Source organism: Psychrilyobacter sp. (assembly GCF_049671765.1).
Lineage (GTDB): Bacteria > Fusobacteriota > Fusobacteriia > Fusobacteriales > Fusobacteriaceae > Psychrilyobacter.
Window position 1 is genome coordinate 1 of sequence record NZ_JBATVM010000107.1, and the last position, 25,140, is coordinate 25,140.

Consider the following 25,140-nt stretch of genomic DNA (forward strand, 5'->3'; position numbering starts at 1 on the left):
AAGGTATCTGTAGCTCCCATTATTTTTTCAAATAATTTATTTTTATCTTCTATCCATTGAAATACTGAACTAGATATAATCAAATCAGCTTTCACTATATCTAGTTTTTCAATATCTCCTCCTAAAAATTTTATAGAAGGTATATTTTTTATATATTTCTCACTCTCAAGATATTTATCATTGACTATTAAATTCTTATACTCTATATTTTTTACTATATCCTTGGTCAAAACACCTGTTCCAGCACCAATCTCAAAAATAGTATTATATTTTTTTTTAGGAATTAATTTTATTAATTCTTTTGCTACAATTTTTTGAATATGAGCATTCTTCTCATATTTGTCAAACTTTTTATCAAAATTCATCCAATATCGCTCCCCAACTATTCCACCTATCAAAGGGATAATGCTCTTCCTCTATAAGTTTGTATTCCGTTTCCTTATAATAATTTATCAAACTCCTAGAAAGGAAAATTCTATCTTTGGTAGAGATTAATGAATATTTAAAGATCGATGGTATCTCCTGATAATCTTCTCCAAATTTGGCTAAGATATCCCTATATTTTTTTATAATTTGTTCACCTTTCACCTCTAAATTCTCCAAACCTGTATTTTTCATAAATTGCAAATATATACTTCTATCTAAATTCTCCAGTGTCCGATTAAATATCATCGGAGAAATCCCATACCTTCTATGGATAGCTTTTGTACTCCCATTTATTGCGATTACTTTATTTAGAGATATATCTTTTAGATCTCCTAGTTGTTTAGAAGCATTATACACCCCAAATGACCAGGCAATAACGTTTATTTCATTGTATTTTTTTAAATTTTCTAAATCTACTTTTTCTTCTAGGTCTATAATTTTTACCTCAAAATCATCCCAAGTTAAAAATTTAAAGGTTTCCCTTGGAACTCCCCATCCATTAAAAAATAATATTAATTTCACTTTGACCTCCATTTCTTCGACATTTTTAAAACAATTAATATTACTAATAAAATCTAATAAAAATTGAAATCTTGACACAGATTTAAATATTTTTATTTGTCATCTATGATTAAGATTTTTTTTAGTACTTCTACAAATTTTTCTAATTTTTCTATTTCCATATCTGCTGTTAGGGTAAGTCTTATCCTAGCTGTTCCCTTTGGAACTGTAGGTTCTTTAATTGGATAGACAAGATATCCTTCTTTTCTCAAAATTTGAGATATATCTATACATTTTTGATTATCTCCAATGACTATACTTATGATCTGCTCTGTACTTATAGTTTCTATATTTTTTTCCTTTAGTTTTTTATAAAATGTTTTTTTCAATAAATTTAATTTTTCCCTTTTACACTCTAAAGGTAGCATGTTTTTAAATACATACCTATTCCAACTAGTCTGAATAGGAGAAGGAGCAGTAGTATAAATAAATTTTCTTCCCTTATTTATTATATACGATCTTGCAATATCATCTAATATTAGTATTGCACCATTACTAGATCCACCCTTTCCTAATCCCAACATAATAAAATCCACATCTTCAACAAAAGACCTAGTATAGGCCTGTCCATAACCTAAAACGCCATATGAATGTGCCTCATCTAAATAAAGCTCGGAATCATATCTATATTTTAAGGAAACTATCTTGTCTAAGTCGACTATGTCTCCATCCATACTATAGATACTTTCTGTTATAATAAGGGATCTTTTACAGGTATCCCTATATTTTTCCAATTTTTTTTCTAGATCCAAATAATCTAAGTGTTTATATCTTACAATCTTAACTCCTGAATTTATAAGGCCATCATAAATACTAGCATGATTATACCTATCGGTAAAAATTATATCCCCCTTAGAATAAAAAGTCTCTATGACTGTAGTATTAGCGTCATATCCACTTCCAAAAACTAAAGATTTTTTTTTGAAAATTTCATCAATCTCATCTTCAAAATCCCTGATTTCGCTGTGATTTCCTCCTAAAAGTCTAGAGCCACAACTTCCAAACGAAACATTATTATTATCTATCTTATCTGTAAAAATTTTCTTGAATTTTTTATCCAAATTTAAATCTAAATAATCATTGGAGGAGAAATCCAATATATAATCATCATTATCAACTTTTAATTCTCTATAATTAGATTGTTTTTTTAGTTCTTCTAACTCCTCTAGAAGTTTCTTATAAAACATCTTTCTGTTCCTGCTCAAACCAAGTTTTAAAAGTTTCAACTACATAATTTAATTCATCTGTAGAGATTATATAAGGAGGCATAATATATGCAAAGTCTAAAAACGTTCTATTCCATATTCCTTTTGAAAAACAATAGTCTTTAAAGCCTTTTAGAATTTTATTATCAGCTACCTCTATGCATCCACATCCACCAATTACTCTGACTTCCTTTATAAGGGGATGATCTATATCTTTTAATTTCATAAGGATAGACTCTATATTTTCTATCTTAGACAAATAATCTTCCCTCTCAAATATTTCAATTGATTTTAATCCTGCTGCACAGGCAAGGGGATTCCCCATAAATGTGGGTCCATGCATAAAAGCATCCTCTGGAGAATTAGAATAAAATTTTTCATATATCTCACTTTTAGCCACTGTTACAGAATGGCCTATATATCCACCAGTTAGAGCTTTGCCTAAGACTATAATATCTGGGACTAAATCTTCAGAAGCAACAAATAGATCTCCTGTTCGTCCAAATCCTGTAGCTACCTCATCAAATATAAATAGTACACCATATTTATTACAGAGTTTACGAGCGTCTTTAAGATACTCTCTAGAATGTATTTTAAATCCTCCTGCCCCCTGTAAAATTGGTTCCACTATAAATCCTGCTATCTCCTCAGAATGTTTTTTTAACACATCCTCTAGTTGCTTTATATTCCCTGGTTTTACATAAAAATTTTGGGGGATACTGTTTCCTTTAAAGGCTTTGTGATAATCTGGATCATCTCCTACCTCCATAGCTTTCCATGTATCTCCATGATATGAATCTGTAAAAGATATAAATTTTGACTTTCTTTTACCCATATTACTAAAATATTGAACTGCCATCTTTAGAGCTACTTCTACTCCAACAGATCCACTATCAGAGAAAAAACAATGGTTTAAATCTCCTGGAAGGATACTTGCAAGCTTTTTACTAAATTCCATGACAGGCTCATGTACTAGTCCTCCTAACATTATGTGGGACATCTTGTCTACTTGATCTTTTATGGCATCATTTATCTCTATATTATTATATCCATGAATTGCACACCACCAAGAAGAAATAGTGTCTATTAATTTATCTCCATTCTTAGTATATAAATATACCCCTTCACCTTTTTCTATTTGGATAGGTGTACTCATAGTCTTCATCTGTGTATATGGGAACCAAATATTTTCCAATTTGCTTACCTCCATTTAATTTAATTTTATTCCACTAATTATATCATGTATAACTAAATAAAAAAAGCAATGCGAAGTTGCATTTAGACCAAAAAAAAGGAACCTAAGGTTCCTTTTAAGTTAATTAAATAAAGAAAAGTGAAGCTCCTCCTACAGATATAATAGCACCTAAAATTTCTATAGGTTTTATCCTTTCTTTTAATATCAATACACAAAATGGTATTATCAATATTGGACTTGTCGATGAAAGAGTTGAAACTATACCTGTACTTGTATTTTTAAGTGCTATAAGCATAGCAGTAACTCCTATAAATGGACCTAAGAATGATCCTGCAACTACCCATTTAATGGCTCTTTTATTTTTCGCCCCTTTTTTTATCTCTCCCCATTTTCTTTTTATCGAGATTAATATTATGAACGCTATTGTCGCTACAATTACTCTAATTTGAGTAGCAGCAATAGGATCATAGGATTCCAGACCTATCTTACTAAAAACCAATCCTAAAGATTGCCCTAAAACTCCTCCTATAGCACAAAAAATACCTTTTATTGGGAATTTTTCTTTTGTTTCGCCCTTTTTATTCCCATAAAACATAACTAAAAATATTCCACCTATGGTAAGGAAAACAGCTATTCCCTCTTTAAAACTTAAAGTTTCTCCAAGCAAAACCCATGCTACTATTGCGGTCACTACAGGCACCGTAGTCATTATCAATGTAGTTATACGAGCTCCCAACAGTACAAAAGACTCAAACATAAATAAATCTCCTAAAAACATCCCTATAAAACCAGATATTCCTAAAAATGTATACTCTTTTAAACTAGCATCTGTGGGTAAAGGCATTCCCCTCATATACAAAGATGTAATACTTAAAAAAAACATACCTTGTATAAGTCTCAACATATTTACCGTAAGGGAGCCTATCTTTTTACCCGCTATTTCAAAAGCAATAGACCCTCCTGCCATTCCGAATGCCGCAACTAATGCCATTGTTTCTCCTAAATATTTAATCTCAACCCCTCCTAGAACATATTATCTATCAAATTATATTCTTTGTATGAGTTTAAAGTCAACACAAATTAAATCAAATATAAGTTAATCTGATTTTTTTGGTTCACAATCGTCTTCTTATACAAGTTTAAGTAAGGTTTACTTCAAATATTAATCTTGCTAATTTTTCTTTTGCATATTCTTTAATGAAATTTTCTTTAGATTCAAGAGGATAAGTAGTCGCTTTAGTAAAATCTTTGGATGTATTTTTATTTTATATATTGAGATATGAGTTTGTAATGTGGCGATAATTTTAAGATTATCTTCTCAACGTAACGCTATTTGTGAACAGCTCTAGAGCGTTCATAGGACATTTTTTTATTATGGGTTACTTTTTTGGGACATTTCGTGTTATTATTTTAGTATACTAAGTGGAAAGGGGGTGAATAAATGCTGTATTGTATTAATACTGAGACATATGAAGTTCATGTAATCGGATGCCCATTTATACCTAAGAAAAAGAAAATATTTTTAGGTACTTATGAAAACCCTAGTGCTGCTGTAGCAGATGCAAAGATAAATGGTTACCCAGACGCTAATGGTTGTTATTCTTGCTGTTCTAGTGCCCATATAGAATAAATAACTTGGGCTTTTAGCCCTTTTTGTTTATTTTGTAATTCTTAATCATTTAATTTATTTCACCCACTCTTATAATTCCCTACTATTTATAATCCTCTTTGCCTTTCTACTGTTCGTTATACTTTCCTTTTATTTTCTCTATAATTAATGTTAATTAAAAATTAAAATTAGGAAGACTAGTTATGTATAACTTTATAAAAATCCATTAGTAAAATAAAGTTGATAAATTTAATTATATGTATTAGAATAATCACTGACTTAATAAAATTCAAATAAAAGAGAGGGTGGGTCAAATTGTCAAAAGAAAACATTATATTAAAAGTCGCTCTAGAATTATTTTCAAAATATGGTTATGGTGGAGTTTCAACGAAACAAATAGCCAAAGAGTCTGGAGTAAACGAAGTAACTATTTTTAGAAAATTTGAAACAAAAAATAACCTTTTTCAGCAGGTAATTAGTAAATATGCCAAAGAAGGGAATATTATTGAGAAGCTTAAAAATGATTTAACAGGAACTATAGAAAAAGATTTAATGACGTTTGGAATGTATTTTTATCATTTTTTACAAAATAACGAGCTTATGTATAAAATTCAAGTTAAGCAAGTAGATGAAAAACCAATGAAGTTTACTAATTCTCTAAAGTATAAACAAATTTTTGTAGAATATTTAGAAGAAGCCAAGATCCAAGGAAAGTTCAAAGGAGATAGTGAAAAAATCGCAGTACTAACTTTATCAACAATAATGGGTTTATTTACTTTTAAAATTTTTACCAATGAAATTTTAAAAAATATTGATATAATAACCCTAATAGAAGACGAAATAAATAGAATATTAAAAGATTATATTGAATAAAAGAGGTGAAATTCTTTTATTTTTTTTATTTTTGTAAGCAAGCACTTGCTTTTTTTATTAATATGTAATATAACATATTATAGTAAATATAGTAAATAATATTAGAGAGGTGAAGTGTTGATATGAAAAAAATAGTAAATATAGAAAAGGCAATTCAATCAATCGATGATGGAATGTCTATTATGGTTGGTGGTTTTATGGCAGTAGGAACTCCAGAATTTTTAATAGATGCTCTTGTAAAAAAGGGTACTAAAGATTTAATAATTATTTGTAATGATGCTGGATATCCTGATAAAGGAGTTGGAAAATTAATTTCTAATGGGCAAGTAAAAAAACTTATAGCATCTCATATAGGGTTAAATCCATTGGCTGGAAAATTGATGAGTGATGGGAAATTAGAAGTAATATTAACGCCTCAAGGAACTTTAATAGAACAAATTAGAGCAGGAGGATCAGGCCTTGGAGGAATATTAACTCCTACTGGAATAGGGACAATAGTAGAAGAAAATAAAGAGATTATAACTATAGATGGGAAAAAGTATCTTTTAGAGAAAGCTTTAAAAGCTGACATAGCTTTAATAGGTGGAAGTATCTCCGATACTAAAGGGAATACTATATATAATTATACCACTAAAAATTTTAATCCTACTATGGCTACAGCTGCTAATACAGTAATAGTTGGGACTGGGAAAATTGTTGAAGTAGGAGAACTACATGTAGATAATGTAGATACACCTTCAATTTTTATAGATTATATTGTGGAGGGAAGATAACTATGAATATAAAAGAAATAATAGCAAGAAGAGTAGCAAAAGAACTAAAAGAGGGAGATGTTGTTAATTTAGGAATAGGATTACCAACAATGGTCGGCAATTATATAAAAGAGGATGTCGATGTTTTATTTCAATCTGAAAATGGTCTTATTGGATTAGGAGCAGCTCCTCAAAAAGGGGAAGAAAACTATGAATTAACCAATGCAGGAGGAGAGCCTGTAACTATACTTTCCCATGGAGCAACCTTTGATAGTGCTATGTCATTTAGTATCATAAGGGGTGGACATGTAGATGTCACTGTTTTGGGATCTCTACAGGTAGATGAGTCAGGAAGCTTAGCTAATTGGATAATTCCAGGAAAGATGGTTCCGGGTATGGGAGGAGCAATGGATCTAGTAGTAGGTGCAAAAAAAGTGATTATTGCAATGACTCATACTGCGAAAGGAAAAGCAAAAATTTTAAAAGAATGTACTCTTCCTGTTACTGCTATAGGTGAGGTTAACTTAATTATAACTGAATTAGGAGTCATGGAAATATCTGATAAAGGAATAGTATTAAAAGAAATAGCTGAAAATGTTAGTATCGAAGAAATTCAAAATAATACAGAAGCTAAATTAATAATAGATAAAGATTTAAAAATTATGCAAGTTTAAACAAGTCGGCAATATCTACTATAACAAGGAAAGATTCGTAGGAGGAGTAAAGATGATAAAGTCATTAAAAATTGGAGATTCTTATAGTTTTAAAAAACTTGTAGAAGCTGTAGATATAGAAAAATTTGCAGAGGTAAGTACAGATCACAATCCTGTTCATTTAGATGATGAGTATGCTAAAACTACTATATTTAAAAAACGAATAGCCCATGGGATGTTAGGAGTATCTTATATTTCGTCTATTTTAGGAACAAAATTTCCTGGTGAAGGAACTATATATTTAGGGCAAACAGTTAAATTTTTAGCACCAGTTTATTTAGGAGATACTTTAGAAATTAAGGCTGAAATTATAGATCTTAAAGAAGGTCGAAATTACAAAGCTACTCTAAGAACTACTTGTACCAATCAAGATGGACAGTTAGTAATCGATGGAGAAGCTAGTGTAATGCTTCCTAAACTCTAAACTCCTCCTTGAATGATAAAAAAAAATAAAGAGTAGTTATAATTTTCACTTTATAACTGGTTGGATTTTTTTATAAGGGGTGTTGAAGATGTCAAAGGTATATATAGTTTCAGCTAAGAGAACAGCAGTAGGTTCATTTATGGGAAGTTTAAGTAGAGTAAAATCAGCAAAATTAGGTGGAGCAGTTATAAGAAACGTAATTGAAGAAACTAAGATAGATCCTAAAAATATAGATGAAGTAATCTTGGGAAATGTACTTTCAGCAGGACAAGGACAGGGAGTAGGGAGACAGGCTGCTATAGATGGTGGAGTTCCTATGGAAGTCCCAGCATATACAGTAAATATAATCTGTGGAAGTGGTATGAAAAGTGTTATGTTAGCATACAATGCTATAAAATCAGGGGAAGCTAATTTGATAATGGCTGGAGGAGTAGAATCAATGTCTACAGCACCATACTTGATTCCCGAATCTACTAGATCTGGGCATAAAATGGGCAATTTTAAAACTGTAGATCATATGGTTTTTGATGCTCTTACAGATGCTTTCAATGGATACCATATGGGTGTTACAGCTGAAAATATAGCTGAAAAATATGATTTATCTAAAGAATCTCAAGATACCTTTGCCCTAGAATCTCAAAGGAAAGCTATAGCTGCTATAGACAATGGAAGATTTAAAGATGAAATAGTACCTATAGAGATAAAATCTAGAAGAGAAACTATAATTTTTGATACTGATGAACATCCAAATAGAAAAACAAGTTTAGAAAAATTAGGGAAATTAAAAACTATCTTTAAAAAGGATGGAACAGTCACAGCGGGAAATGCTTCTGGAATAAATGATGGAGCCAGTGTGATGCTAGTAGCTTCAGAGAAGGCCGTTACTGAGTATAACCTTACTCCCTTAGTTGAAATAGTAGCCACTGGGCAAGGAGGCGTAGATCCATCTATCATGGGAATGGGACCTGTACCTGCTATAAAAAATGTACTAAAAAAAGCTGGAATGACATTAAAAGAGATAGAGTTATTGGAATTAAATGAAGCCTTTGCAGCACAATCTCTTGGAGTGATGACAGAACTGACTAATCAATATGATGTGACTATGGATTGGTTTCTTGATAAAACTAATGTAAATGGAGGGGCTATAGCCTTGGGGCATCCTGTAGGAGCTAGTGGAAATAGGATTGCTACAACTCTTATTCATGAGATGAAAAAAAGAGAAGTGAATTTTGGACTGGCATCACTCTGTATTGGAGGAGGAATGGGAACAGCATTGATCTTAAAGAATGTGATGTCAAAATAAGATATTTTTAATGTCTAAAACAAACCTATTTTAACAGACACCAAGTAAATATAAAAAAAGCAGTAGATTTATCTACTGCTTTTAAACATTTCAAATATATAAATTATAAAGTTTCAATGTTTCCTGCTTGAGGACCTTTATCACCTTGAGTGATTTCGAAAGTTACTTCTGCTCCCTCTTGTAAAGTTTTAAATCCTTCTTTTTTAATTTGAGAGAAATGTGCGAAATAATCGTTTCCATCTTCTGCTGAAATAAATCCAAACCCTTTATCGTCATTAAACCATTTAACTGTTCCTTTTAACATGTGTTACCTCCGTAAAATTTAATACAGATAAGTTTTTCTCAAAATCCATTTAACTTTAAACCTAATTTAAGGTTTTTTAACTAATGAAGCTCATGTCTGACTCTCTGTTACTACAGCTATAATACCACAAACGTCATAATAAGTAAAGGTTTATATTTTCCTATACAACTTTTTTATAATAGATATAAAGCCTTCTTTTAACTCTATAGCATCCAGGGTAAAAAGATCTCTTAATGCTTTATCTAAAAATAAGTTACTTACACCGTATGCTTCTCCTAAAGCAGAACTTTTTCTAACGTCATTAGTCAATTTATCAAATTTATATTTGTTTGACCTATGAGTTGTTGTGAGGATTTTTTCTTTAAAACGAGGATCTTTTTCCATTAAAAGAAGATAAGGAAGAGTTATTATTCCGCCCCGGATATCCTGCCCACAAACTTTCCCTGTTTCTTTTTCTGAACTAGTTATATCCAAAATATCATCTAAAATTTGAAAACTACATCCTATATTAAAACCAATATTATGGAGTTTTTTTATACTTTCTTGGGGGCTTCCTGACAAAATACCTCCCATAGTACATGAAAGAGCAAAAAGAGAAGCTGTTTTTCTAGAAATTCTAGCTATATAGTCATAAAAATTTATTTCAAAATTATATCTTTCATCTAATTGTTTTAATTCTCCTAAACAGAGAGTTTCTAAAGTCTCTACCATAGCATCAGAAGCTTTTTCACTTCCCAAGGAAATAATGTTATCTATGGCAAATAAAGAAAGGATACTCCCTATAGAAATAGCCTTCTCTTTACCATAAATACTTACGGTAGTTTTAACTCCTCTTCTCATCTCTCCATGATCAATTATGTCATCATGAATTAGAGATGAAGTATGAAGTAGTTCCAAAGATGCCGCTGCTTCATAGCATTTTTTATTGATTGTTCCGCCTTTGGTAGCTAAAAGCAAAAAAAAAGGCCTCAATCGTTTACCACCTGAGTTTAGAAGTCTTTTGGTTTCTTTTTTTGTAAATTCATCCTTTATAGATTCTATTAAAAGTTCTATATTTTCTTCAATTTTCTTCAATTCTTTTATATATTTCATCTTAACTTACCTTCCTTAGGAGTTTTAAAAGTTCTTCCTTGTAATCACATTTTCCAGAAGTAATTTCTTTTGAATAACAAAAGGTGATTTTATTTGTTAATTTTTTCAAAAGCTCTCTATCTATAGGGAGAAGATGACTGTTTAAAATAGAGATAAATAAGTCTCCCAAAAGAATATCTTGACTATCTCTATTTTTTTTTGAGTTATGAAAAAAAAGAATAAGGTAGGCTATCTTAAAAGCCTCCTCTATATACTTTTTTTTCGATATATATATAATTTTTTTTAAATATTCTTTCTCTATGAGATCCAAATATTTTTTACTATCTTCTGCCCCTATTGTTAAATTTTTTTCTAATATAAATTTTTCAATAGACTCATTCAATACCTTCTCTATTTTTTTATCTCTTCCAGTTGACATTATAAAAACTCACTCCTTAGAATTTCTCCTGAAATTATTATTATATAAAATAGAAAAAAAACAATTCCAGATAAAACCGAATTCCCCATGATATTAGACCTATTTTTTAAAGATATATTTTCAACTGTAATAAATTTAATTTTTTTTATAATTAATGGAATCGATAAAAAAATTAAAACCATTGAAAAAGGCAAAATTTTTAAAACGATACCTAAAAACACAAAAATATACATCATTATATAAGCAAATCTCAAAATTTCTATAGATCGCTTTCTTCCCATGAGAATAGGTATTGTCATTCTTGTTGCTTGATCTTTCTCTATATCACAAAGACCATTTGTGAGAAGGATAGATCCTATATAGATTATCAATGGTATTGAAATTAATATAATATTTTTATCTATATAGCCAGTCTGAATATAATATGATAACCATGTAATAAGTCCTCCCATGGTTAACCCTGAAAATAATTCTCCTAAAAATGTTTCTGATATTGGAATTGGACCTGCAGAATAAAAATAAGCTACCAAAAAACCTATGATACCACCAATAGCAATTAAAATCCCCCCATGAAAGAAAAGATAAATACTTGGGATTAATGTACATACTACTATATAAATCATCAATTGTTTTATCTTAATAAGCGGTATGCGATCAAAGACTAAAATGCTTCCCTCTATGTCATATACAGTATCTATAGTATCTAAGCCACTTTTATAATCGGAATAATCATTAAATACGTTGGCAAAACATTGTACTCCTACTGCGGAAAGGAGCATAGCTATAAATAAATCTAATCTATAATCATCGACTCTATATCCCGAATAAAGAGTTCCTATAAGTACTGGAATAATAGATGCCGACCAAGTTTTTGGATCGAGAATGGCAAATAGTTGTTTTTTAGTCATAATTCCTCCCGGAAACTAATATTTAATGTGAAATACTCATCTTCATATCCTAGCATTTATAAGGATGTTTTACTAGATATATTCTACTTTCCTAGTATTTATTATTTTAATATAAATAAATAAATAAATAAATAACCTGTAGAATAGAAACTAAGAACCAATTTCTATACTACAGGTTATTTATTTAAACTTTCATACTAAATTTTTTAATAAAGTTTTAGTTTTAGGCCAATTGTCACATCTTCTTCTCCTGCAAAACTATACCCTTTTTTTATCAATTTTTTTACTTTATACCTGTTATGGATATATGGAAACGATATATTAAAGCTTATTACCTCACCACTGATAGATATTAAATTAATTTTCATTTGATCCTCCTTTTCAAATTATTTCGTTTAGTTTCATTATGTTTCTTTTGACTGTATTATATTTCATTTTGTTTCAAAAGTCAATAAAAAATTATTTTTATAAAACTTTATGATATAATTAAATTAAAAATAGGGGGGATTTCAAATGTTTGCTCAAGAAAGAAGACAAGAGATACTGAAGATACTTATGGATAAAACCAAATTAAAAGTCAAAGAGTTAAGTCTTACCTTTGATGTTAGTGAAGTGATAATACGAAAGGATTTGAAACTTTTAGAAGAAGATGGGAAATTAGAAAGAACTCATGGAGGCGCCATACTAAAAAAAGAAATTCCCACAGATATATCCCTTAATTATAGAAAAATTCTTAATTTAGGAGGGAAAAAAAAGATAACTAATAAACTTTATAAAATTATAGAGGAAGGTGAAATAATATTTTTAGATTCTTCTAGCACAAATCTCATGTTAGCTGAAAAGTTGGCAGAATCGCCTAAAAAAATTACAGTAGTAACTAATATGTTAGGTATCATGAAATGCCTAGATGGAGTAAATAAGGTTGAACTTATTGGTATCGGAGGTACCTATCACAGTCTTTTAGGAGCTTTTTTAGGCGGACTAGCTCTAGATTCTGTTCGTAAAATAAATACACAGAAACTTTTTTTAGGAGGTGCAGGGATAGACCTTCAAAAAGGCAATATTAGTATCTTTGACTCAAATGAAGTAACTTTAAAAAAAGCCATGATTCAAATGGCATCTAAGGTCTATTTTATTTGTGAAAAAGATAAATTTTATTCTTATGGAATATATAACTTTGGAACTATAGATGATCTAGATGTTATAGTAGTTGATGAAAAACCAGAAAAACAATTTGAGGAGAAATTAAAAGAAAATGGTGTAGAAATTATTTAATTATGTTAAAAACCAAAGAAGCCAAGATATTAAATCTTGGCTTCTTTGGTTCTAAAGTATTTTTTTCAATTCCTATCCATTCATCATCTTCATTTCTGCTGTGGTATTTTTCTTCCAAGCTTCAATTATCCCTTTTAGGATCTGTGGTACACTCATCCCTTCCATTTTTTTTGTTAGAAAAACAAGGGTAGAATCTTCCCACCCTTGGGTGTCTTTTTCCATATCTATCATACTTCCTACCATATCAACCTTCATCATATCTCCCTCTACTTGAGTAAAACCTTTTACTCTATAGACCATGGGTCCTATTTCTTCTAAAAAATTATTTAATTCAGAATGAGATATTTCAGATTTAATATTCATAGTAAATGTTTTAGGTTTTGTATCCACAGTATTTGTAGTTTCTTTCTTTATAGTTTTTTTCAAATAATCTTCTTCTCTATTAAAAAATTCTACTCCGATTTTTCCAAAAGTTGTTCTATGGATCTCTGCGTCCGAATTTATAAGTGCTATTTTATCCCTTATGGAAGAAGTATCTTCTACAAGATCCGATTTATTTATTACTACCATGTGAGCTTGTTGTATCTGATTAGATATAGCATCTATTCCGTCTACCTCAGCCAAAAAAGTTCTTGCATCTACGATACATATTGCTCCTGAATAAATATATGGAGCATCTTCTATCTTCATATAAGCATTTAGAGCTGCCAAAATTTCTCCTATATTAGAAGGATCAGCTAGTCCCGATCCTTCTACAAATACTCTTTCTACATCTGTTTTGGCTATCCTAGCAAGTTCAGTAACAAAATTAATTTGAAGACAGCTACAGAAGATAGACCCTCTATTGATCTCTGAAAGTTCTATATCAAATTCTTTTAATAGACTTCCATCTATACCAGTTTTTCCAAATTCATTCATTATAACGGCATTTTTACTTTGAGATAAGTCTTTTAAAATTCCCTTTAATGTAGTAGTTTTCCCTGCTCCTAAAAAACCTGTAAGCAGATAAAGTTTTTTCTTTTTCACTATTGTTTCCTCCTTTTTATGCAACCAATATTTTTTACTTCTTAAGAAGATTTACTATTTCTCCTACCTGAGCAACTCTTCCTACGATTAATACCTCTCCATCAATAACAAGAGCCGGACTACTCATGATACCAAAGGACATTATTGATACAATATCCTCAACCTTTTCAACATTTGCTTCTTTACTAGCCTCTGAAAGAGCTTTTATTACGTTGTCATATAGGTCGTCACATTTTTTACATCCTGTTCCTAATACCTTTATTTCCATTTTTAATTCCTCCTATATAATCATATTGAATAGATATCCAACTATTATTATCCCTACTCCTGTTATTATTGTAAATATAGTTATTAATTTTGGTTTTATAACCTTTCTCAAAAGAATCATCTCAGGAAGTGACAATGCTGTAGTTGCCATCATAAATGCCATTGCAGTTCCCATTCCTACCCCTTTATTTATAAGAGCTTCAGCAATTGGGATAGTTCCCATTGCATTTGAATAAAGAGGTATTGCTATAATTGTTGCAAACAAAACTGCAAATGGATTTTCAGGACCTGCATACTTTGAAAGAACCTCTTCAGGAGCCCATCCATGAATAAGAGCCCCAATTCCTATTCCTACAAGAAGATATTTCCATATCCTCCCAACTATATCTTTTACATTAGATTTTGCAAATTCAATTCTCTCTCTCCTAGAAAGAGTTTTTATAACGGTATCTCCCATCTTTATTTGATATACATACTCTTCTACATATTTTTCCAATTTTAGAAGATGAATTATATATCCCCCGATTACTCCAAGGACTACCCCAGAAACTACATAATATCCTGCTATTTTTGGCCCAAATGTTCCCAAAAGGATTACAAAAGCAGCTTCATTTACTATAGGAGAAGTTATTAAAAAAGAAAAAGTTACACCGAGAGGAATCCCCCCCTCTATAAAACCTATAAAAAGTGGAACACTAGAACACGAGCAAAAAGGTGTCACTATCCCTAAAAGACTAGCAGCCACATGAGCCTTGAATCCACCTAGTTTTTCTAATATTTTTTTTGTTCTTTCTACAGAAAAATAACTTCTCATATATGAAATAATAAAAACCATCATTGATAGAAGTATTAAAATTTTGATAGTATCATAGATAAAAAAATGGACGGAGCCACCGAATCTTTCCCCTGTATCTACTCCTATTCTGTTAAGAAACCATTTTGTTCCCTGATCAAGCCAGGCAAAAGAAAATATATATTTTAGCACGACTAATTCCCTCCTCATCATATAAGTTTATAAGCAATTACTAATATAGTTATATACTATTTTATTTTATTTCGCAAATTTTTTTATACTTTAATTAAAATTTTGATATCCTTGTGCATACTAAGATTTTATATTTACAGAGTAAGTAATAGTATTTTGGTGATGCCCCTGCTAGTTTACTTTTTTAGATAATAAAGAAGAAAAGAAAATCATATTTTAATTAGATTGACAATAAGAGAACTATGTCTGTATAATGTTAACGATTTAAGCATTTTTTAATTATATATTAACCAAATTTAATTTTTATATCAATTATTCATACTTAGTTAAGAATAAAATCACTTTAGGAGGCTAAAAAATGGAACATGTATTCAATCCAAAACTATTCACTTTATTTAAAGGAGGTCTCGATAAAAAGCAAGTCACTTCCGATATATTAGCTGGAATAGTCGTTGCTATTGTTGCCTTACCCCTTGCCATTGCCTTTGCAGTAGCTTCAGGAGTTTCACCAGAAAGAGGAATAATAACATCAATTATTGCAGGGTTCATAATTTCTTTTTTAGGGGGAAGTCGTGTACAGATAGGAGGACCAACTGGAGCATTTATAGTTATTGTATTTGGTATTGTAGAAACATACGGTATCAACGGTTTAATTATTTCCTCTATTATAGCTGGAATAATATTAATAGTATTTGGGCTATTAAAGTTAGGTAGTTTGTTAAAATATTTTCCTAACTCTTTAATTATTGGATTTACAAGTGGAATTGCATTGGTAATTTTTTCAACACAAATAAAAGATGCACTAGGTTTAAATATCATCAAGGTCCCTTCAGAATTTATTGAAAAATGGAAGATTTATTTTGATCATATAGATGAAATTAATATGGTTGCTGTAGTTATTACATTGATTACTATATTGATAACTGTTTTTTCAAAGATATTAGTAAATAAAATACCAGGATCATTTATTGCAATCATATTAATGACTGTAGGAGTACAATTATTTGATCTTCCAGTTACTACAATAGAATCGTCATTTGGGGAGATCCCAAATCATTTTAATTTTTCAATCCCAGACTTTGCTTTTAGTGATTTAGCTATATATATAGGTCCTGCAATTACCATAGCTTTACTAGGAAGTATTGAATCTTTACTTTCGGCAGTTGTTTCCGATGGTATGATCGGTGGAAACCATAGATCTAATACAGAACTTATTGCACAAGGTGTTGCCAATATCATTACTCCATTTTTCGGAGGTATTCCTGCAACAGGTGCTATTGCAAGGACAGCTACCAATGTAAATATTGGTGGAAGAACACCTATTTCAGGGATAGTTCACTCAATAACTTTATTATTAATTATGCTTTTATTCGGTAGGTGGGCAAAATTAATTCCAATGGCATGTCTTGCTGGAGTATTAATAGTCGTAGCTTTTAATATGAGTGAGTGGCGTTCATTTAGATCTATACTTAAAGGTTCTATTTTTGACATTATTATTCTACTTTCAACTTTTATATTGACTGTTTTGGTTGATTTAACAGTAGCTATACAAGTTGGAATAGTTTTATCGGCATTATTATTTATGAAACGTATGGCTGATATTAATGGGAAAATCCCACTTGAAATTGATTGTGATTTAATAGAAGATTATTCAGCTTTACCCAAAGATATTTCAATCTATGAAATAAGCGGACCGCTTTTTTTTGCATCAGTAAAAGAATATACAGAAGTAATAAAGAAAATAGGTCTTAAAAGTAAAGTTTTAGTAATACGTATGCGGCATGTCCCATTTGTTGATTCAACAGGTTTAGAAAATCTTAAAGGAGTTATAATAATTTTAAAAAATTATGGTGTAAAAATAGTTTTATCTGGTGTTAATGAATCTGTTCTAAAGGATTTTGAAAAATATCAATTAATTTCATTAGTCGACAAATCTAATATCCACGATTCTTTTGAAAAAGCAATAAATCATGCAAAAAAATTACTAAATTAAATTAATATCTAGTTTAAATTAATGCCCCTGTCTTGGTTTTTTTTTTTAGATTAAAACTTCGAAAATCTAATTTAAATCCTAATCCCAAAATAAATTATGATATAATATTAGTTAACTACTAATAGCATTAAACTTCATAAATCAAAAAAAATGACAAAAAAAAATGACTGTGTTCCCAAAGTCATTTACTTTTTATTTGCTATAGAGCAACAGTGAGGACAACCATTGGCATTAGAAAAGCCTTTAGATAAAGCAGCCTTTACTGCTTTTGGAGCAGTTGTATGCTTACCTAGATTAATTTTATTCGCTGTAGGCATGTTGGGGCACCCTGACTTATGAACTTCTTCCGTTGCACAATCAATATAATAAGCATTGTGTTTCATAATTTTACCTCCTAATTATTCTCTTTATTAAATCATAACATAAATAGGGGAAAAAAGGTACTATGAAGTGTTCGAAAAAAAGATATATAACGACAAGATTCAGAACATTTTCCATGATAACTTCTATTAATTTTTTAACTACTATAGTAAATCAAATAAAATAGTTATTTTTTTCAAATATATTAATCAAAAAAATATTTCTAGGATATTTTAAAATAAATAGAAAAGGAGGTTATGATAGGAATCCTATATACTTATCATATAATAAATAATGAAAAATAAATGCTGCTATGATTTTTTTATGGATCCTATAGAAAAAAGATTTTTAAATAAACTCCGAAAACAATTATTAGCTAAAGCCGAAGGGAAAATTTTAGAAATAGGTTCAGGAACAGGAGTCAATTTTGAATTATATGAAAACCACGATGTTGTTGCTATAGAACCAGATGAAAAATTGAGAATTGAATCGTTGAATAAAGTAAATAAGAATAAAATAAGGGTTATCTCAGGAGATGCAGAAAATTTAGAATTTGAAGATAATGAATTCAATACAGTAGTTGTGATGCTAGTTCTTTGTACAATTCCTAATAATAAAAAAGCTCTATTAGAAATTAAAAGAGTTTGTAAAAAAGGCGGGAAAATCTTAGTTTTAGAACATATAAGACATAAAAATAAAATTTTAGCTGTAATTCAAGATATTTTGACTCCGGTATGGAGGAAAATAGCCATGGGGTGTCATTTAAATAGAAAAACTGTAGATATTATAGAAAATTTAGGATTTAATATAGTTCAAGAAAATTACTACATAGGAAATAATTTTGTACTTTTAGAGATTATTAATGACTAAACTCATGTAAAATAACAATAATCTAAATTTTATAGTTTCTATTTATTTCATTAAAAAATAGAAACTGCAGACCGATTCTTTAGAATAGAATTTGACCTACAGTTATTTTACTATTTCAAGACTTTATATCTTATTGAATATCGATATTCTATAATCTTCCATCTATATTAAAAATTGGAAAAACTGGAAAAAAACCATTTTTTGCAAAGTTAATAAAACCTATTTGAATTCCTTGTAAATTATTGGTGAAGTTGATTGCTCCCAATTGAAAAGTAGTTCTTTCTGCAAAATTTACAACTCCAATATCAACTGTAGATTCTCCTTGGTTAAAATTAAATCCACCTAGATTAATCACTGATTTCTTTTGATTAAAGTTAACGAAGCCCAACTGTAATCCATTGAAATCATTGGTATAGTTAACCATTCCCCAAACTACACCTGTAGATTGACCCATATGAATATTAGCGGCACCTATCCCTACCCCTGTAAATGAGTTATTTACCTTGTTAGCCCCTAACCAAAATGGACTTAACTGTACACCTGTAAAATTATTAGTTTCACCTAATGCCAAAATATTTATGTCCAAACCGGTCATATTCCTATTTTCACCATAAAGTAAGTTAAGTCTTACCCCATTCACCCTTTGTTCTGCTGGTAGGTTAGTTCCTGGTACTCCTAATTGAAATGGTGTTTCTGCAAATGTCATAGTAGAAATTAAACATAACATTCCAAGTAAAATTTTAATTCTTTTCATATTCATCCTCCTAATTTTAGATTTCAAACATTATACTATGAATTTGAAAAAAATTATAGATTATCTAGATAATGAAAAAGCAACATGAGGCTGTATCCAAATAAATGCCATTGAAATTATTATTATTATTATTTATTTCATAAAATTTCGATTTCCTAGATAATAAAAAAATGCCTCTATTAATATTAGAGACACTCTTTTAAACGATTAAGCTCTAGAATAATCTTCCATCGATGTTAAAGAATGGAAATATTGGTAAAAATCCAGTTTTAGCCATATTTATTAGACCTATTTGTACACCTGTAAGGTCCTCAGTCATATTGAAAAACCCTAATTGGAATGTAGTTCCATCTGAGATGTTTACTAACCCAAGATCTACTGTTGTTCTTCCATCAGAAATATTTACTGCTCCCCATTGAAGACCTTTTACATTATGAGTCATATTTACTAGTCCAAAAATAGCTCCTGTAGATTCTCCACCATGAATATTTGCTAAACCAAATCCAACTCCTTTAAATGTGTTATTAACCTTGTTGGCACCCAACCATATTGGTAATTGAACTCCAGTAAAATTATCTGCTTCTCCTAAAGCTAATAGATTAAGGTCTAATCCACTTACATTGGCAGTTTTACCATAAAGTAAGTTTAATCTTAATCCACTTACATCTTGAGATGCGGGCATTTGATTATCTAGTACGTTAAATTGAAATCCATTTGCAAATGACATACTCGATAGTAAAAATAACATACCTAATAAAATTTTAATTCTTTTCATATTTCTTACCTCCTAAAATATTTTGTTATTTATGTTTCAGTAGATTATACTACGTGTTTTAAATTAATCCTACAATAAAATAAAAAATTATATTGGTGTTAATCCCGTTAAATATAGTGTAAAATAATGTAAGGAAACAAATTGTATTAAATATTTAAAATTTAATTTAAAAATTATTAAATTAAAGTTCCAAGGGGGTTACCATGAAAATAATCATAGAGGGAGATACTAAATCTGGAAAAACAACCCTTCTAAAAAAAAAATATATTCAAATGATCAACAATAATATAGACTCAAATAAAATTTTAGTGCTTATAGCTAATAGGATGGAAGCTATAAAATTTAAAAACAATTTAAATCTGGAATATTCAGGAGAAAACAGAATTTACTCCTATTTTGGATTTGTCCAACATGAATTAAATAAATTTTGGCCATTGGTTCTAAGAAAAAGTAAAAAAATTCATAAATTAAATATAACTCCCACTTTTATGACATTTGAAGCTTCGCAATGTCTCATGGGGAAAACAGTGGAATATTACAGAAAACAAGGCTTTTTAGGAGAATTAAATATTTCCAATGAAGAAATTTCAAAGAAATTTTTATCTAATATTTTAGATGCTTCTCTAAATAACCTTGTATACACCAAGATTGGTGACAAATTAAAAGCATTTGGTGAAGTTCCAAGGGATCAATTATATGATCAAATGAATATAATCATCGATAAATATATGGAAAAAACCTTAGCTAATGGAAGTTTCGATTATGGGACCTCTATCTACCTATACAATAATTTTCTTTTAGAAGATGAGTTCTATCTAGATAATTTTAAAAATAATATAGAATATCTTTTAGTCGATTCCGGTGAAATAGGATCTATAGCAGAAGTTGACTTTATAAATAAGATCAAAGAATATCTAAAAGGTATTATTATCACACTAAATACAGATGGGCCCTATGGTATTCATAGTTATTCCAAGGGATATTTAGAAAAAATAATAATAAATATAGATTCAGAATATAAAAAAATAAAGCTAGATAGTAGAGATCCAAAAACTAATGAGTTTTTAGATAAATTAGAAGAAAAAATCTATTCCTATGAACCTATAGAGGGATTACCAAATCTACATTTGGATATAGAAAACAAATATAAAAGTTTAAATAACAAAAAAGTTATTAAAAAGGTTTTAGAACTCCTAGATAATGCAGTATCTCCAGTGGATATTTCAGTAATTGTTCCACAAAATGATCTAGTACTAGAATTTGCCTTGGAAAAAATAAGTCAAGAAAGAGGGTTTAAATATATGAATATAGGAAGAAATGAAAGGATTTTAGATAATCCCTATGCCTATATTTTAGTTATATCTAGCATACTTTTCTATGAATTTAATGAGATAAATTTAAACTTTGATGAAATTAAGGTATTTTTTAATCTTGCTCTAGGACTCGATTCCATTAGAAGTGCACTTTTGGCTAATTATATAGGAAGCCGTAGTAAAAATCGATATAGATTGATCGATATAGATAGTCGTGAGATCAGAAAACGAATCCCTCAACAAAATATAGAAAAATATGATAAAATAAGAGGGATATTTAATGAAATTCCAAAAGATATTGAATTGTATGATTTTTTTGAAACTATATATATTGAACTTATTGCAGGAGAAGAGAAGTTTTTTAAAAATATAAAAGGATGCAGGGAGTTAATAGATTCATCTAAAAAATTTATTGAAACTCTCCACAATTTTGAAAACATTAAAGATCTCAACTATGAATTCATAAAGTTTTTACGAGATGGTGCCAAAGCATCAGAAAGTTTGATAGAGTTAGATGAAAGGCTAAATGGAGAATACCTTTCTATCTCAACACCTTATGCCTATATAAACTCTGGTAGAGATTCAAAATATCAAATTTGGACAGACATAAGAAATAAAAACTTTATTCCTGACACAAAGAATATCCTACAAAATTCATGGGTCCTTTCCAAAACGTGGAAGGGCAATCGATTTTCTATAGAAGATCAATTTTATATTGAAAAAATAAATACCATGGGGATACTTCGAAGATTGATGAAATCTTGTCATGGGGATATATTTGTATATGGATCTAAATATTCTAGTGGAAGCCACGGACAAGGTGGACTTCTCTACAGTGGATTAAAAAAAATTAAATAAGGGAGATAAGATATGAAGTATATAAGAAAAGTTGGGATAATACTATCTTTATTGGTATTATTTGGTGTTTCATATGGACAGGTGAATTTTGAAGCCACATCTCTGAAACTATTTATAAATAAAACCGCAGCTTTAGCTGATGGAGAAGATAATATAAAGATTACCTATAGAATAGATGATGATAATGGGGTCCCCCTTCGAAATATAGACAAAAAGGATATAACTCTCTTGATAAATGGAATTGAAAGTAATAAATTTATCCTGAGATCTAGTGAAAGTAAAAATATTGAAATAACTTTAATTTATGGAAATCTAAAAGCTAAAACTAATGTGAAATTTGAAAAAGAAAGTAAAAAATTAAAAATACATTTATCTAAAACAAGAGTTTTAGCTGATGGAATCGATGAAATAATTATAAAAGCTACAGATAACAAAGGAGATAAGTGGAACGACAATATTACTATCTATGTAAACGGTAAAAATCTTAAAAGAAATCTTTTTAAAACCAAAAACATGGGTGAATATACAGTTATCGCTAAATCTGGGAAATTTGAAAGCGAGATAATAAAAATAACTGCATATGAAAAAATTAATACTTTAAATTTAAAGGCAGATAAACTTAATATCCTTGCAAATGGAGTAGATAAAATAAACTTTACCTTAGATGGTAAGAACCAAAATGAAATAACTCAAGATATAAATGATTTTATCTTAGTAGATCCTCAAGGGAAAGAAATATCTAAATCCAAAATATTAACTGCAAAAGTTGAAGGAAACTATAAGGTTAGAGCAATCTATAATGGTCAGCACTCCAACTATATTACCTATAACTCTAAATCACCTAAAAAATTCAGTGTAGTTTCATACTACCCAGTAATGGAAACAATAAATTTAAACACTGATATAGAAGTTACTCTAAATATAGAGGCTAAAAATTATAAGGATAGTTTAGAAGTTTTATTGGATGGAAAAGCTATCTTAGGTGCACTATCCTATGATAAAGCCTCTAAAACTATTAATTTTATTCCATCACAACCATTGAAATTAAATTCTAAATACATGGTAAGACTAAAAAAATCTATCACAGGAATAGATGAAAATAAATTCAAAGATGATTTTATCTTTGAATTTGAAACTACTCCTAAAAAAGATATAAATACAGTTAGAGTAGAGAGAGGATCCTTTATATTAGGAGACGAAACCCACAAACTATGGAACTTTTCATCTCCTCCACAGAAAGCTTTTATTGAGTATGATTACTTTATTGGAAAAACACCAATAACATTTGATATCTACGACCAATACACTAGAGATATGAAACTCCCTCTTGTAGATGATAATGGATGGGGACGTAAGACTAGACCGGTTATTAATATAACTTGGAATGATACTATAGGATTTTTAAATTGGTTATCCATAAAAGAAAATTTGCCACCAGCCTATGATAAAAACGGAAATCTCATTGATTTTAATGGGAATAAAACTAGAGATATAACTAAGGTCGCAGGATATAGGCTTCCTACTGAAATTGAATGGGAATTTGCAGGAAAGGGAGGAGTAAAATCTATACCCACCTTATTTAGTGGATCAAACAATGTAGGAGATGTAAGCTGGTATTCTAATAATTCCAAAGGGAAAACCCATGAAGTGGCAACAAAAACACCAAATGAATTAGGGCTTTATGATATGAGTGGGAATATTTGGGAATGGATAAATGACAATAGTAGTGTTTATTCAGGAATAGAGAGGATAAACAGTGTAGGTCCTAAAAATGGACCATTAAAAATCCTCCGAGGCGGTTCATTTAACAGTATCATGAGTGATACTCAGCTTACTTTTAGAGATGAACTTTCCCCTAATACAAAAGATATCTATTATGGATTTAGAGTTGCAAGAACAATTAAGGAGATAAAATAATGACTAAAACAAATACATTTTTTAAAAAAATATATGAATTACTTACTAATACCGATAGATTTGCCGAGCTTACTGAAACCATAATCTTGTTTTCTCTACGAGCAATTGCTGCAGTTTTAGTATTTTTAATTTTTAGAAAGATCATAAATATTCTGATGAAAAAATATGAAAAATTTGATAGAAAAGATTCCAATAAATCACTCCATACTTTTTCAAGATCAATGCTAAGATTGACGTTGAATTTTATAGCAATTATGATTGCACTTCTAATAATAGGTGTAAAACAGACTGCTTTTGTAGGACTTTTAGGAGGAGCAGGTTTAGGTATTGGTTTAGCCTTGAAAGATACTTTAGCCAATTTTGCTGGAGGAGTTATCTTAATAATATTTAAAGCCTATGAAATAGGTGATTTTATAGAGATTGATGGTCAAAGTGGAAGTGTCCATGAGATAAATGTTTTTGCAACAACACTAAATACCATTGATAACAAAAGAATCTTAGTTCCAAATGGTTTGGCAACCTCTCATCAGATAATAAACTATACAAAAAACAAAACGAGAAGGGTAGATCTATTATTTGGAATATCTTATAACGACGATTTTAAAAAAGCTATAAAAATATTGACAGATCTAGCCGAAGCTCATCCACAAATTTTACAAAAGATAGATAAAACTATTAGATTGAGGGAATTAGGTGACAGTTCAGTAAATATTACCTTTAGAGTTTGGTGTAAATCTTCAGATTATTGGAGTGTCTACTACGATATCATGGAATCAGCAAAACTTAAATTTGATGAAAGTGGTATAAGTATTCCATTCCCACAAATGGATGTCCACATGCATAAAACAGAGAAAGAAATAACAATTAATAAATTAAAAGAAGAAAAAAAATAGTCAGATTTTAGTCTGCGACAAAGAAAAAAGAGTTGTACTTCAGATTAGGTTTAAAAAATATAAAGTTACAA

The 25,140-nt window shown here is 29.6% G+C and carries 28 protein-coding genes; 12 read left to right on the forward strand and 16 right to left on the reverse strand.

Going from position 1 to position 25,140, the window contains the following annotated elements; genetic code table 11:
- From WBG30_RS05225 to WBG30_RS05245, 5 genes are all read right to left on the reverse strand, one after another.
- On the reverse strand, positions 1 to 365 hold a 365-nt coding region (locus WBG30_RS05225; protein WP_424503591.1), incomplete at its 3' end, for a methyltransferase domain-containing protein.
- Positions 355 to 948 (reverse strand): pimeloyl-ACP methyl esterase BioG family protein, encoded by a 594-nt coding sequence (locus tag WBG30_RS05230; RefSeq protein WP_424503592.1) that lies wholly within the window; start codon positions 946 to 948, stop codon positions 355 to 357. The genes WBG30_RS05230 and WBG30_RS05225, both read right to left, overlap by 11 nt.
- Positions 949 to 1,040: 92 nt before the next feature.
- Positions 1,041 to 2,174, reverse strand: a complete 1,134-nt coding sequence (locus tag WBG30_RS05235; RefSeq protein ID WP_424503593.1) for an aminotransferase class I/II-fold pyridoxal phosphate-dependent enzyme — start codon at positions 2,172 to 2,174, stop codon at positions 1,041 to 1,043.
- Positions 2,164 to 3,387 (reverse strand): adenosylmethionine--8-amino-7-oxononanoate transaminase, encoded by a 1,224-nt coding sequence (gene bioA, locus WBG30_RS05240; protein WP_424503594.1) that lies wholly within the window; start codon positions 3,385 to 3,387, stop codon positions 2,164 to 2,166. The genes WBG30_RS05235 and bioA overlap by 11 nt, the downstream gene beginning before the upstream one ends.
- Before the next feature lie 124 nt (positions 3,388 to 3,511).
- A complete protein-coding gene (locus WBG30_RS05245) occupies positions 3,512 to 4,378 on the reverse strand; it encodes a DMT family transporter (protein WP_424503595.1) in 867 nt (288 codons plus the stop codon).
- Positions 4,379 to 4,828: 450 nt separating this feature from the next.
- Between WBG30_RS05245 and WBG30_RS05250 the strand changes: the two genes are divergently transcribed.
- The 6 genes from WBG30_RS05250 (at position 4,829) to WBG30_RS05275 (ending at position 9,061) form a co-directional block, all read left to right on the forward strand.
- Positions 4,829 to 5,017, forward strand: coding sequence for a hypothetical protein (locus tag WBG30_RS05250; RefSeq protein ID WP_424503596.1), 189 nt, complete (start codon positions 4,829 to 4,831; stop codon positions 5,015 to 5,017).
- A gap of 294 nt (positions 5,018 to 5,311) precedes the next feature.
- Entirely contained in the window at positions 5,312 to 5,869 is a 558-nt protein-coding gene (locus WBG30_RS05255) for a TetR/AcrR family transcriptional regulator (RefSeq protein ID WP_424503597.1), read from the forward strand.
- Positions 5,870 to 5,991: 122 nt separating this feature from the next.
- Entirely contained in the window at positions 5,992 to 6,642 is a 651-nt protein-coding gene (locus WBG30_RS05260; protein WP_424503598.1) for a CoA transferase subunit A, read from the forward strand.
- A gap of 2 nt (positions 6,643 to 6,644) precedes the next feature.
- Complete coding sequence (locus WBG30_RS05265; RefSeq protein WP_424503599.1) at positions 6,645 to 7,295, forward strand: 3-oxoacid CoA-transferase subunit B; 651 nt, start codon at positions 6,645 to 6,647, stop codon at positions 7,293 to 7,295.
- Between the two features lie 52 nt (positions 7,296 to 7,347).
- Positions 7,348 to 7,758 (forward strand): MaoC family dehydratase, encoded by a 411-nt coding sequence (locus WBG30_RS05270; RefSeq protein WP_424503600.1) that lies wholly within the window; start codon positions 7,348 to 7,350, stop codon positions 7,756 to 7,758.
- 88 nt (positions 7,759 to 7,846) lie between these two features.
- Positions 7,847 to 9,061 carry an acetyl-CoA C-acetyltransferase gene (locus WBG30_RS05275; protein WP_424503601.1) on the forward strand — a complete coding sequence of 405 codons (1,215 nt, stop codon included), beginning with the start codon at positions 7,847 to 7,849 and terminating at the stop codon, positions 9,059 to 9,061.
- 103 nt (positions 9,062 to 9,164) lie between these two features.
- On the opposite strand, the gene WBG30_RS05280 is transcribed toward WBG30_RS05275, so the two are convergent.
- The 5 genes from WBG30_RS05280 to WBG30_RS05300 form a co-directional block, all read right to left on the reverse strand.
- The gene (locus tag WBG30_RS05280; protein WP_424503602.1) at positions 9,165 to 9,365 is read right to left on the reverse strand and encodes a cold-shock protein; all 201 of its coding nucleotides are present in this window, start codon (positions 9,363 to 9,365) and stop codon (positions 9,165 to 9,167) included.
- A 150-nt stretch (positions 9,366 to 9,515) separates the two neighbouring features.
- Complete coding sequence (locus WBG30_RS05285) at positions 9,516 to 10,457, reverse strand: polyprenyl synthetase family protein (protein ID WP_424503603.1); 942 nt, start codon at positions 10,455 to 10,457, stop codon at positions 9,516 to 9,518.
- 1 nt (position 10,458) lies between these two features.
- Positions 10,459 to 10,875, reverse strand: a complete 417-nt coding sequence (locus tag WBG30_RS05290; RefSeq protein WP_424503604.1) for a hypothetical protein — start codon at positions 10,873 to 10,875, stop codon at positions 10,459 to 10,461.
- Positions 10,875 to 11,783 carry a prenyltransferase gene (locus tag WBG30_RS05295; RefSeq protein ID WP_424503605.1) on the reverse strand — a complete coding sequence of 303 codons (909 nt, stop codon included), beginning with the start codon at positions 11,781 to 11,783 and terminating at the stop codon, positions 10,875 to 10,877. Before WBG30_RS05295 ends, WBG30_RS05290 begins: the two co-directional genes overlap by 1 nt.
- A gap of 206 nt (positions 11,784 to 11,989) precedes the next feature.
- Positions 11,990 to 12,151 carry a hypothetical protein gene (locus WBG30_RS05300; protein WP_424503606.1) on the reverse strand — a complete coding sequence of 54 codons (162 nt, stop codon included), beginning with the start codon at positions 12,149 to 12,151 and terminating at the stop codon, positions 11,990 to 11,992.
- 145 nt (positions 12,152 to 12,296) lie between these two features.
- On the opposite strand from WBG30_RS05300, the gene WBG30_RS05305 reads away from it, so the two are divergent.
- Positions 12,297 to 13,058, forward strand: coding sequence for a DeoR/GlpR family DNA-binding transcription regulator (locus WBG30_RS05305; protein WP_424503607.1), 762 nt, complete (start codon positions 12,297 to 12,299; stop codon positions 13,056 to 13,058).
- A gap of 72 nt (positions 13,059 to 13,130) precedes the next feature.
- On the opposite strand, the gene WBG30_RS05310 is transcribed toward WBG30_RS05305, so the two are convergent.
- Genes WBG30_RS05310 through WBG30_RS05320 form a run of 3 tightly spaced genes read right to left on the reverse strand, consistent with a single transcriptional unit; the run spans position 13,131 to position 15,336 of the window.
- Positions 13,131 to 14,084, reverse strand: a complete 954-nt coding sequence (locus WBG30_RS05310; protein WP_424503608.1) for a CobW family GTP-binding protein — start codon at positions 14,082 to 14,084, stop codon at positions 13,131 to 13,133.
- 34 nt (positions 14,085 to 14,118) lie between these two features.
- Positions 14,119 to 14,352, reverse strand: a complete 234-nt coding sequence (locus tag WBG30_RS05315) for a thioredoxin family protein (RefSeq protein WP_424503609.1) — start codon at positions 14,350 to 14,352, stop codon at positions 14,119 to 14,121.
- A 12-nt stretch (positions 14,353 to 14,364) separates the two neighbouring features.
- Positions 14,365 to 15,336, reverse strand: a complete 972-nt coding sequence (locus WBG30_RS05320; protein WP_424503610.1) for a permease — start codon at positions 15,334 to 15,336, stop codon at positions 14,365 to 14,367.
- A gap of 358 nt (positions 15,337 to 15,694) precedes the next feature.
- Here WBG30_RS05320 and WBG30_RS05325 point away from each other — a divergent pair, with 358 nt between their 5' ends.
- The gene (locus tag WBG30_RS05325; RefSeq protein WP_424503611.1) at positions 15,695 to 17,329 is read left to right on the forward strand and encodes a SulP family inorganic anion transporter; all 1,635 of its coding nucleotides are present in this window, start codon (positions 15,695 to 15,697) and stop codon (positions 17,327 to 17,329) included.
- A gap of 185 nt (positions 17,330 to 17,514) precedes the next feature.
- On the opposite strand, the gene WBG30_RS05330 is transcribed toward WBG30_RS05325, so the two are convergent.
- On the reverse strand, positions 17,515 to 17,712 hold the full coding sequence (locus WBG30_RS05330; protein WP_424503612.1) for a hypothetical protein: 198 nt from the start codon (positions 17,710 to 17,712) through the stop codon (positions 17,515 to 17,517).
- Positions 17,713 to 17,983: 271 nt separating this feature from the next.
- Between WBG30_RS05330 and WBG30_RS05335 the strand changes: the two genes are divergently transcribed.
- Complete coding sequence (locus tag WBG30_RS05335; RefSeq protein WP_424503613.1) at positions 17,984 to 18,559, forward strand: class I SAM-dependent methyltransferase; 576 nt, start codon at positions 17,984 to 17,986, stop codon at positions 18,557 to 18,559.
- A gap of 148 nt (positions 18,560 to 18,707) precedes the next feature.
- Here WBG30_RS05335 and WBG30_RS05340 read toward each other — a convergent pair whose 3' ends face one another.
- Together WBG30_RS05340 and WBG30_RS05345 are read right to left on the reverse strand one after the other, a co-directional pair.
- Positions 18,708 to 19,313 carry an LA_2272 family surface repeat-containing protein gene (locus tag WBG30_RS05340; protein ID WP_424503614.1) on the reverse strand — a complete coding sequence of 202 codons (606 nt, stop codon included), beginning with the start codon at positions 19,311 to 19,313 and terminating at the stop codon, positions 18,708 to 18,710.
- 214 nt (positions 19,314 to 19,527) lie between these two features.
- Positions 19,528 to 20,088 (reverse strand): VC2662 family protein, encoded by a 561-nt coding sequence (locus WBG30_RS05345; RefSeq protein WP_424503615.1) that lies wholly within the window; start codon positions 20,086 to 20,088, stop codon positions 19,528 to 19,530.
- A gap of 203 nt (positions 20,089 to 20,291) precedes the next feature.
- Here WBG30_RS05345 and WBG30_RS05350 point away from each other — a divergent pair, with 203 nt between their 5' ends.
- The 3 genes from WBG30_RS05350 to WBG30_RS05360 are packed head-to-tail and all read left to right on the forward strand — an operon-like array spanning position 20,292 to position 25,069.
- Complete coding sequence (locus WBG30_RS05350; protein ID WP_424503616.1) at positions 20,292 to 22,259, forward strand: UvrD-helicase domain-containing protein; 1,968 nt, start codon at positions 20,292 to 20,294, stop codon at positions 22,257 to 22,259.
- A gap of 12 nt (positions 22,260 to 22,271) precedes the next feature.
- Complete coding sequence (locus WBG30_RS05355; RefSeq protein WP_424503617.1) at positions 22,272 to 24,176, forward strand: SUMF1/EgtB/PvdO family nonheme iron enzyme; 1,905 nt, start codon at positions 22,272 to 22,274, stop codon at positions 24,174 to 24,176.
- Positions 24,176 to 25,069 carry a mechanosensitive ion channel family protein gene (locus WBG30_RS05360; RefSeq protein WP_424503618.1) on the forward strand — a complete coding sequence of 298 codons (894 nt, stop codon included), beginning with the start codon at positions 24,176 to 24,178 and terminating at the stop codon, positions 25,067 to 25,069. The genes WBG30_RS05355 and WBG30_RS05360 overlap by 1 nt, the downstream gene beginning before the upstream one ends.
- Positions 25,070 to 25,140: the final 71 nt, after the last annotated feature.

Coding starts and splice junctions, on each gene's coding strand:
- WBG30_RS05360 (WP_424503618.1), top strand. CDS start 24,176: ATGACTAAAACAAATACATTTTTTAAAAAAATATATGAATTACTTACT.
- WBG30_RS05285 (WP_424503603.1), bottom strand. CDS start 10,457: ATGAAATATATAAAAGAATTGAAGAAAATTGAAGAAAATATAGAACTT.
- WBG30_RS05315 (WP_424503609.1), bottom strand. CDS start 14,352: ATGGAAATAAAGGTATTAGGAACAGGATGTAAAAAATGTGACGACCTA.
- WBG30_RS05275 (WP_424503601.1), top strand. CDS start 7,847: ATGTCAAAGGTATATATAGTTTCAGCTAAGAGAACAGCAGTAGGTTCA.
- WBG30_RS05260 (WP_424503598.1), top strand. CDS start 5,992: ATGAAAAAAATAGTAAATATAGAAAAGGCAATTCAATCAATCGATGAT.
- WBG30_RS05270 (WP_424503600.1), top strand. CDS start 7,348: ATGATAAAGTCATTAAAAATTGGAGATTCTTATAGTTTTAAAAAACTT.
- WBG30_RS05265 (WP_424503599.1), top strand. CDS start 6,645: ATGAATATAAAAGAAATAATAGCAAGAAGAGTAGCAAAAGAACTAAAA.
- WBG30_RS05280 (WP_424503602.1), bottom strand. CDS start 9,365: ATGTTAAAAGGAACAGTTAAATGGTTTAATGACGATAAAGGGTTTGGA.
- WBG30_RS05295 (WP_424503605.1), bottom strand. CDS start 11,783: ATGACTAAAAAACAACTATTTGCCATTCTCGATCCAAAAACTTGGTCG.
- WBG30_RS05245 (WP_424503595.1), bottom strand. CDS start 4,378: ATGGCATTAGTTGCGGCATTCGGAATGGCAGGAGGGTCTATTGCTTTT.
- WBG30_RS05325 (WP_424503611.1), top strand. CDS start 15,695: ATGGAACATGTATTCAATCCAAAACTATTCACTTTATTTAAAGGAGGT.
- WBG30_RS05300 (WP_424503606.1), bottom strand. CDS start 12,151: ATGAAAATTAATTTAATATCTATCAGTGGTGAGGTAATAAGCTTTAAT.
- WBG30_RS05345 (WP_424503615.1), bottom strand. CDS start 20,088: ATGAAAAGAATTAAAATTTTATTAGGTATGTTATTTTTACTATCGAGT.
- WBG30_RS05250 (WP_424503596.1), top strand. CDS start 4,829: ATGCTGTATTGTATTAATACTGAGACATATGAAGTTCATGTAATCGGA.
- WBG30_RS05335 (WP_424503613.1), top strand. CDS start 17,984: ATGAAAAATAAATGCTGCTATGATTTTTTTATGGATCCTATAGAAAAA.
- WBG30_RS05290 (WP_424503604.1), bottom strand. CDS start 10,875: ATGTCAACTGGAAGAGATAAAAAAATAGAGAAGGTATTGAATGAGTCT.
- WBG30_RS05355 (WP_424503617.1), top strand. CDS start 22,272: ATGAAGTATATAAGAAAAGTTGGGATAATACTATCTTTATTGGTATTA.
- WBG30_RS05350 (WP_424503616.1), top strand. CDS start 20,292: ATGAAAATAATCATAGAGGGAGATACTAAATCTGGAAAAACAACCCTT.
- WBG30_RS05235 (WP_424503593.1), bottom strand. CDS start 2,174: ATGTTTTATAAGAAACTTCTAGAGGAGTTAGAAGAACTAAAAAAACAA.
- WBG30_RS05305 (WP_424503607.1), top strand. CDS start 12,297: ATGTTTGCTCAAGAAAGAAGACAAGAGATACTGAAGATACTTATGGAT.
- WBG30_RS05330 (WP_424503612.1), bottom strand. CDS start 17,712: ATGAAACACAATGCTTATTATATTGATTGTGCAACGGAAGAAGTTCAT.
- WBG30_RS05340 (WP_424503614.1), bottom strand. CDS start 19,313: ATGAAAAGAATTAAAATTTTACTTGGAATGTTATGTTTAATTTCTACT.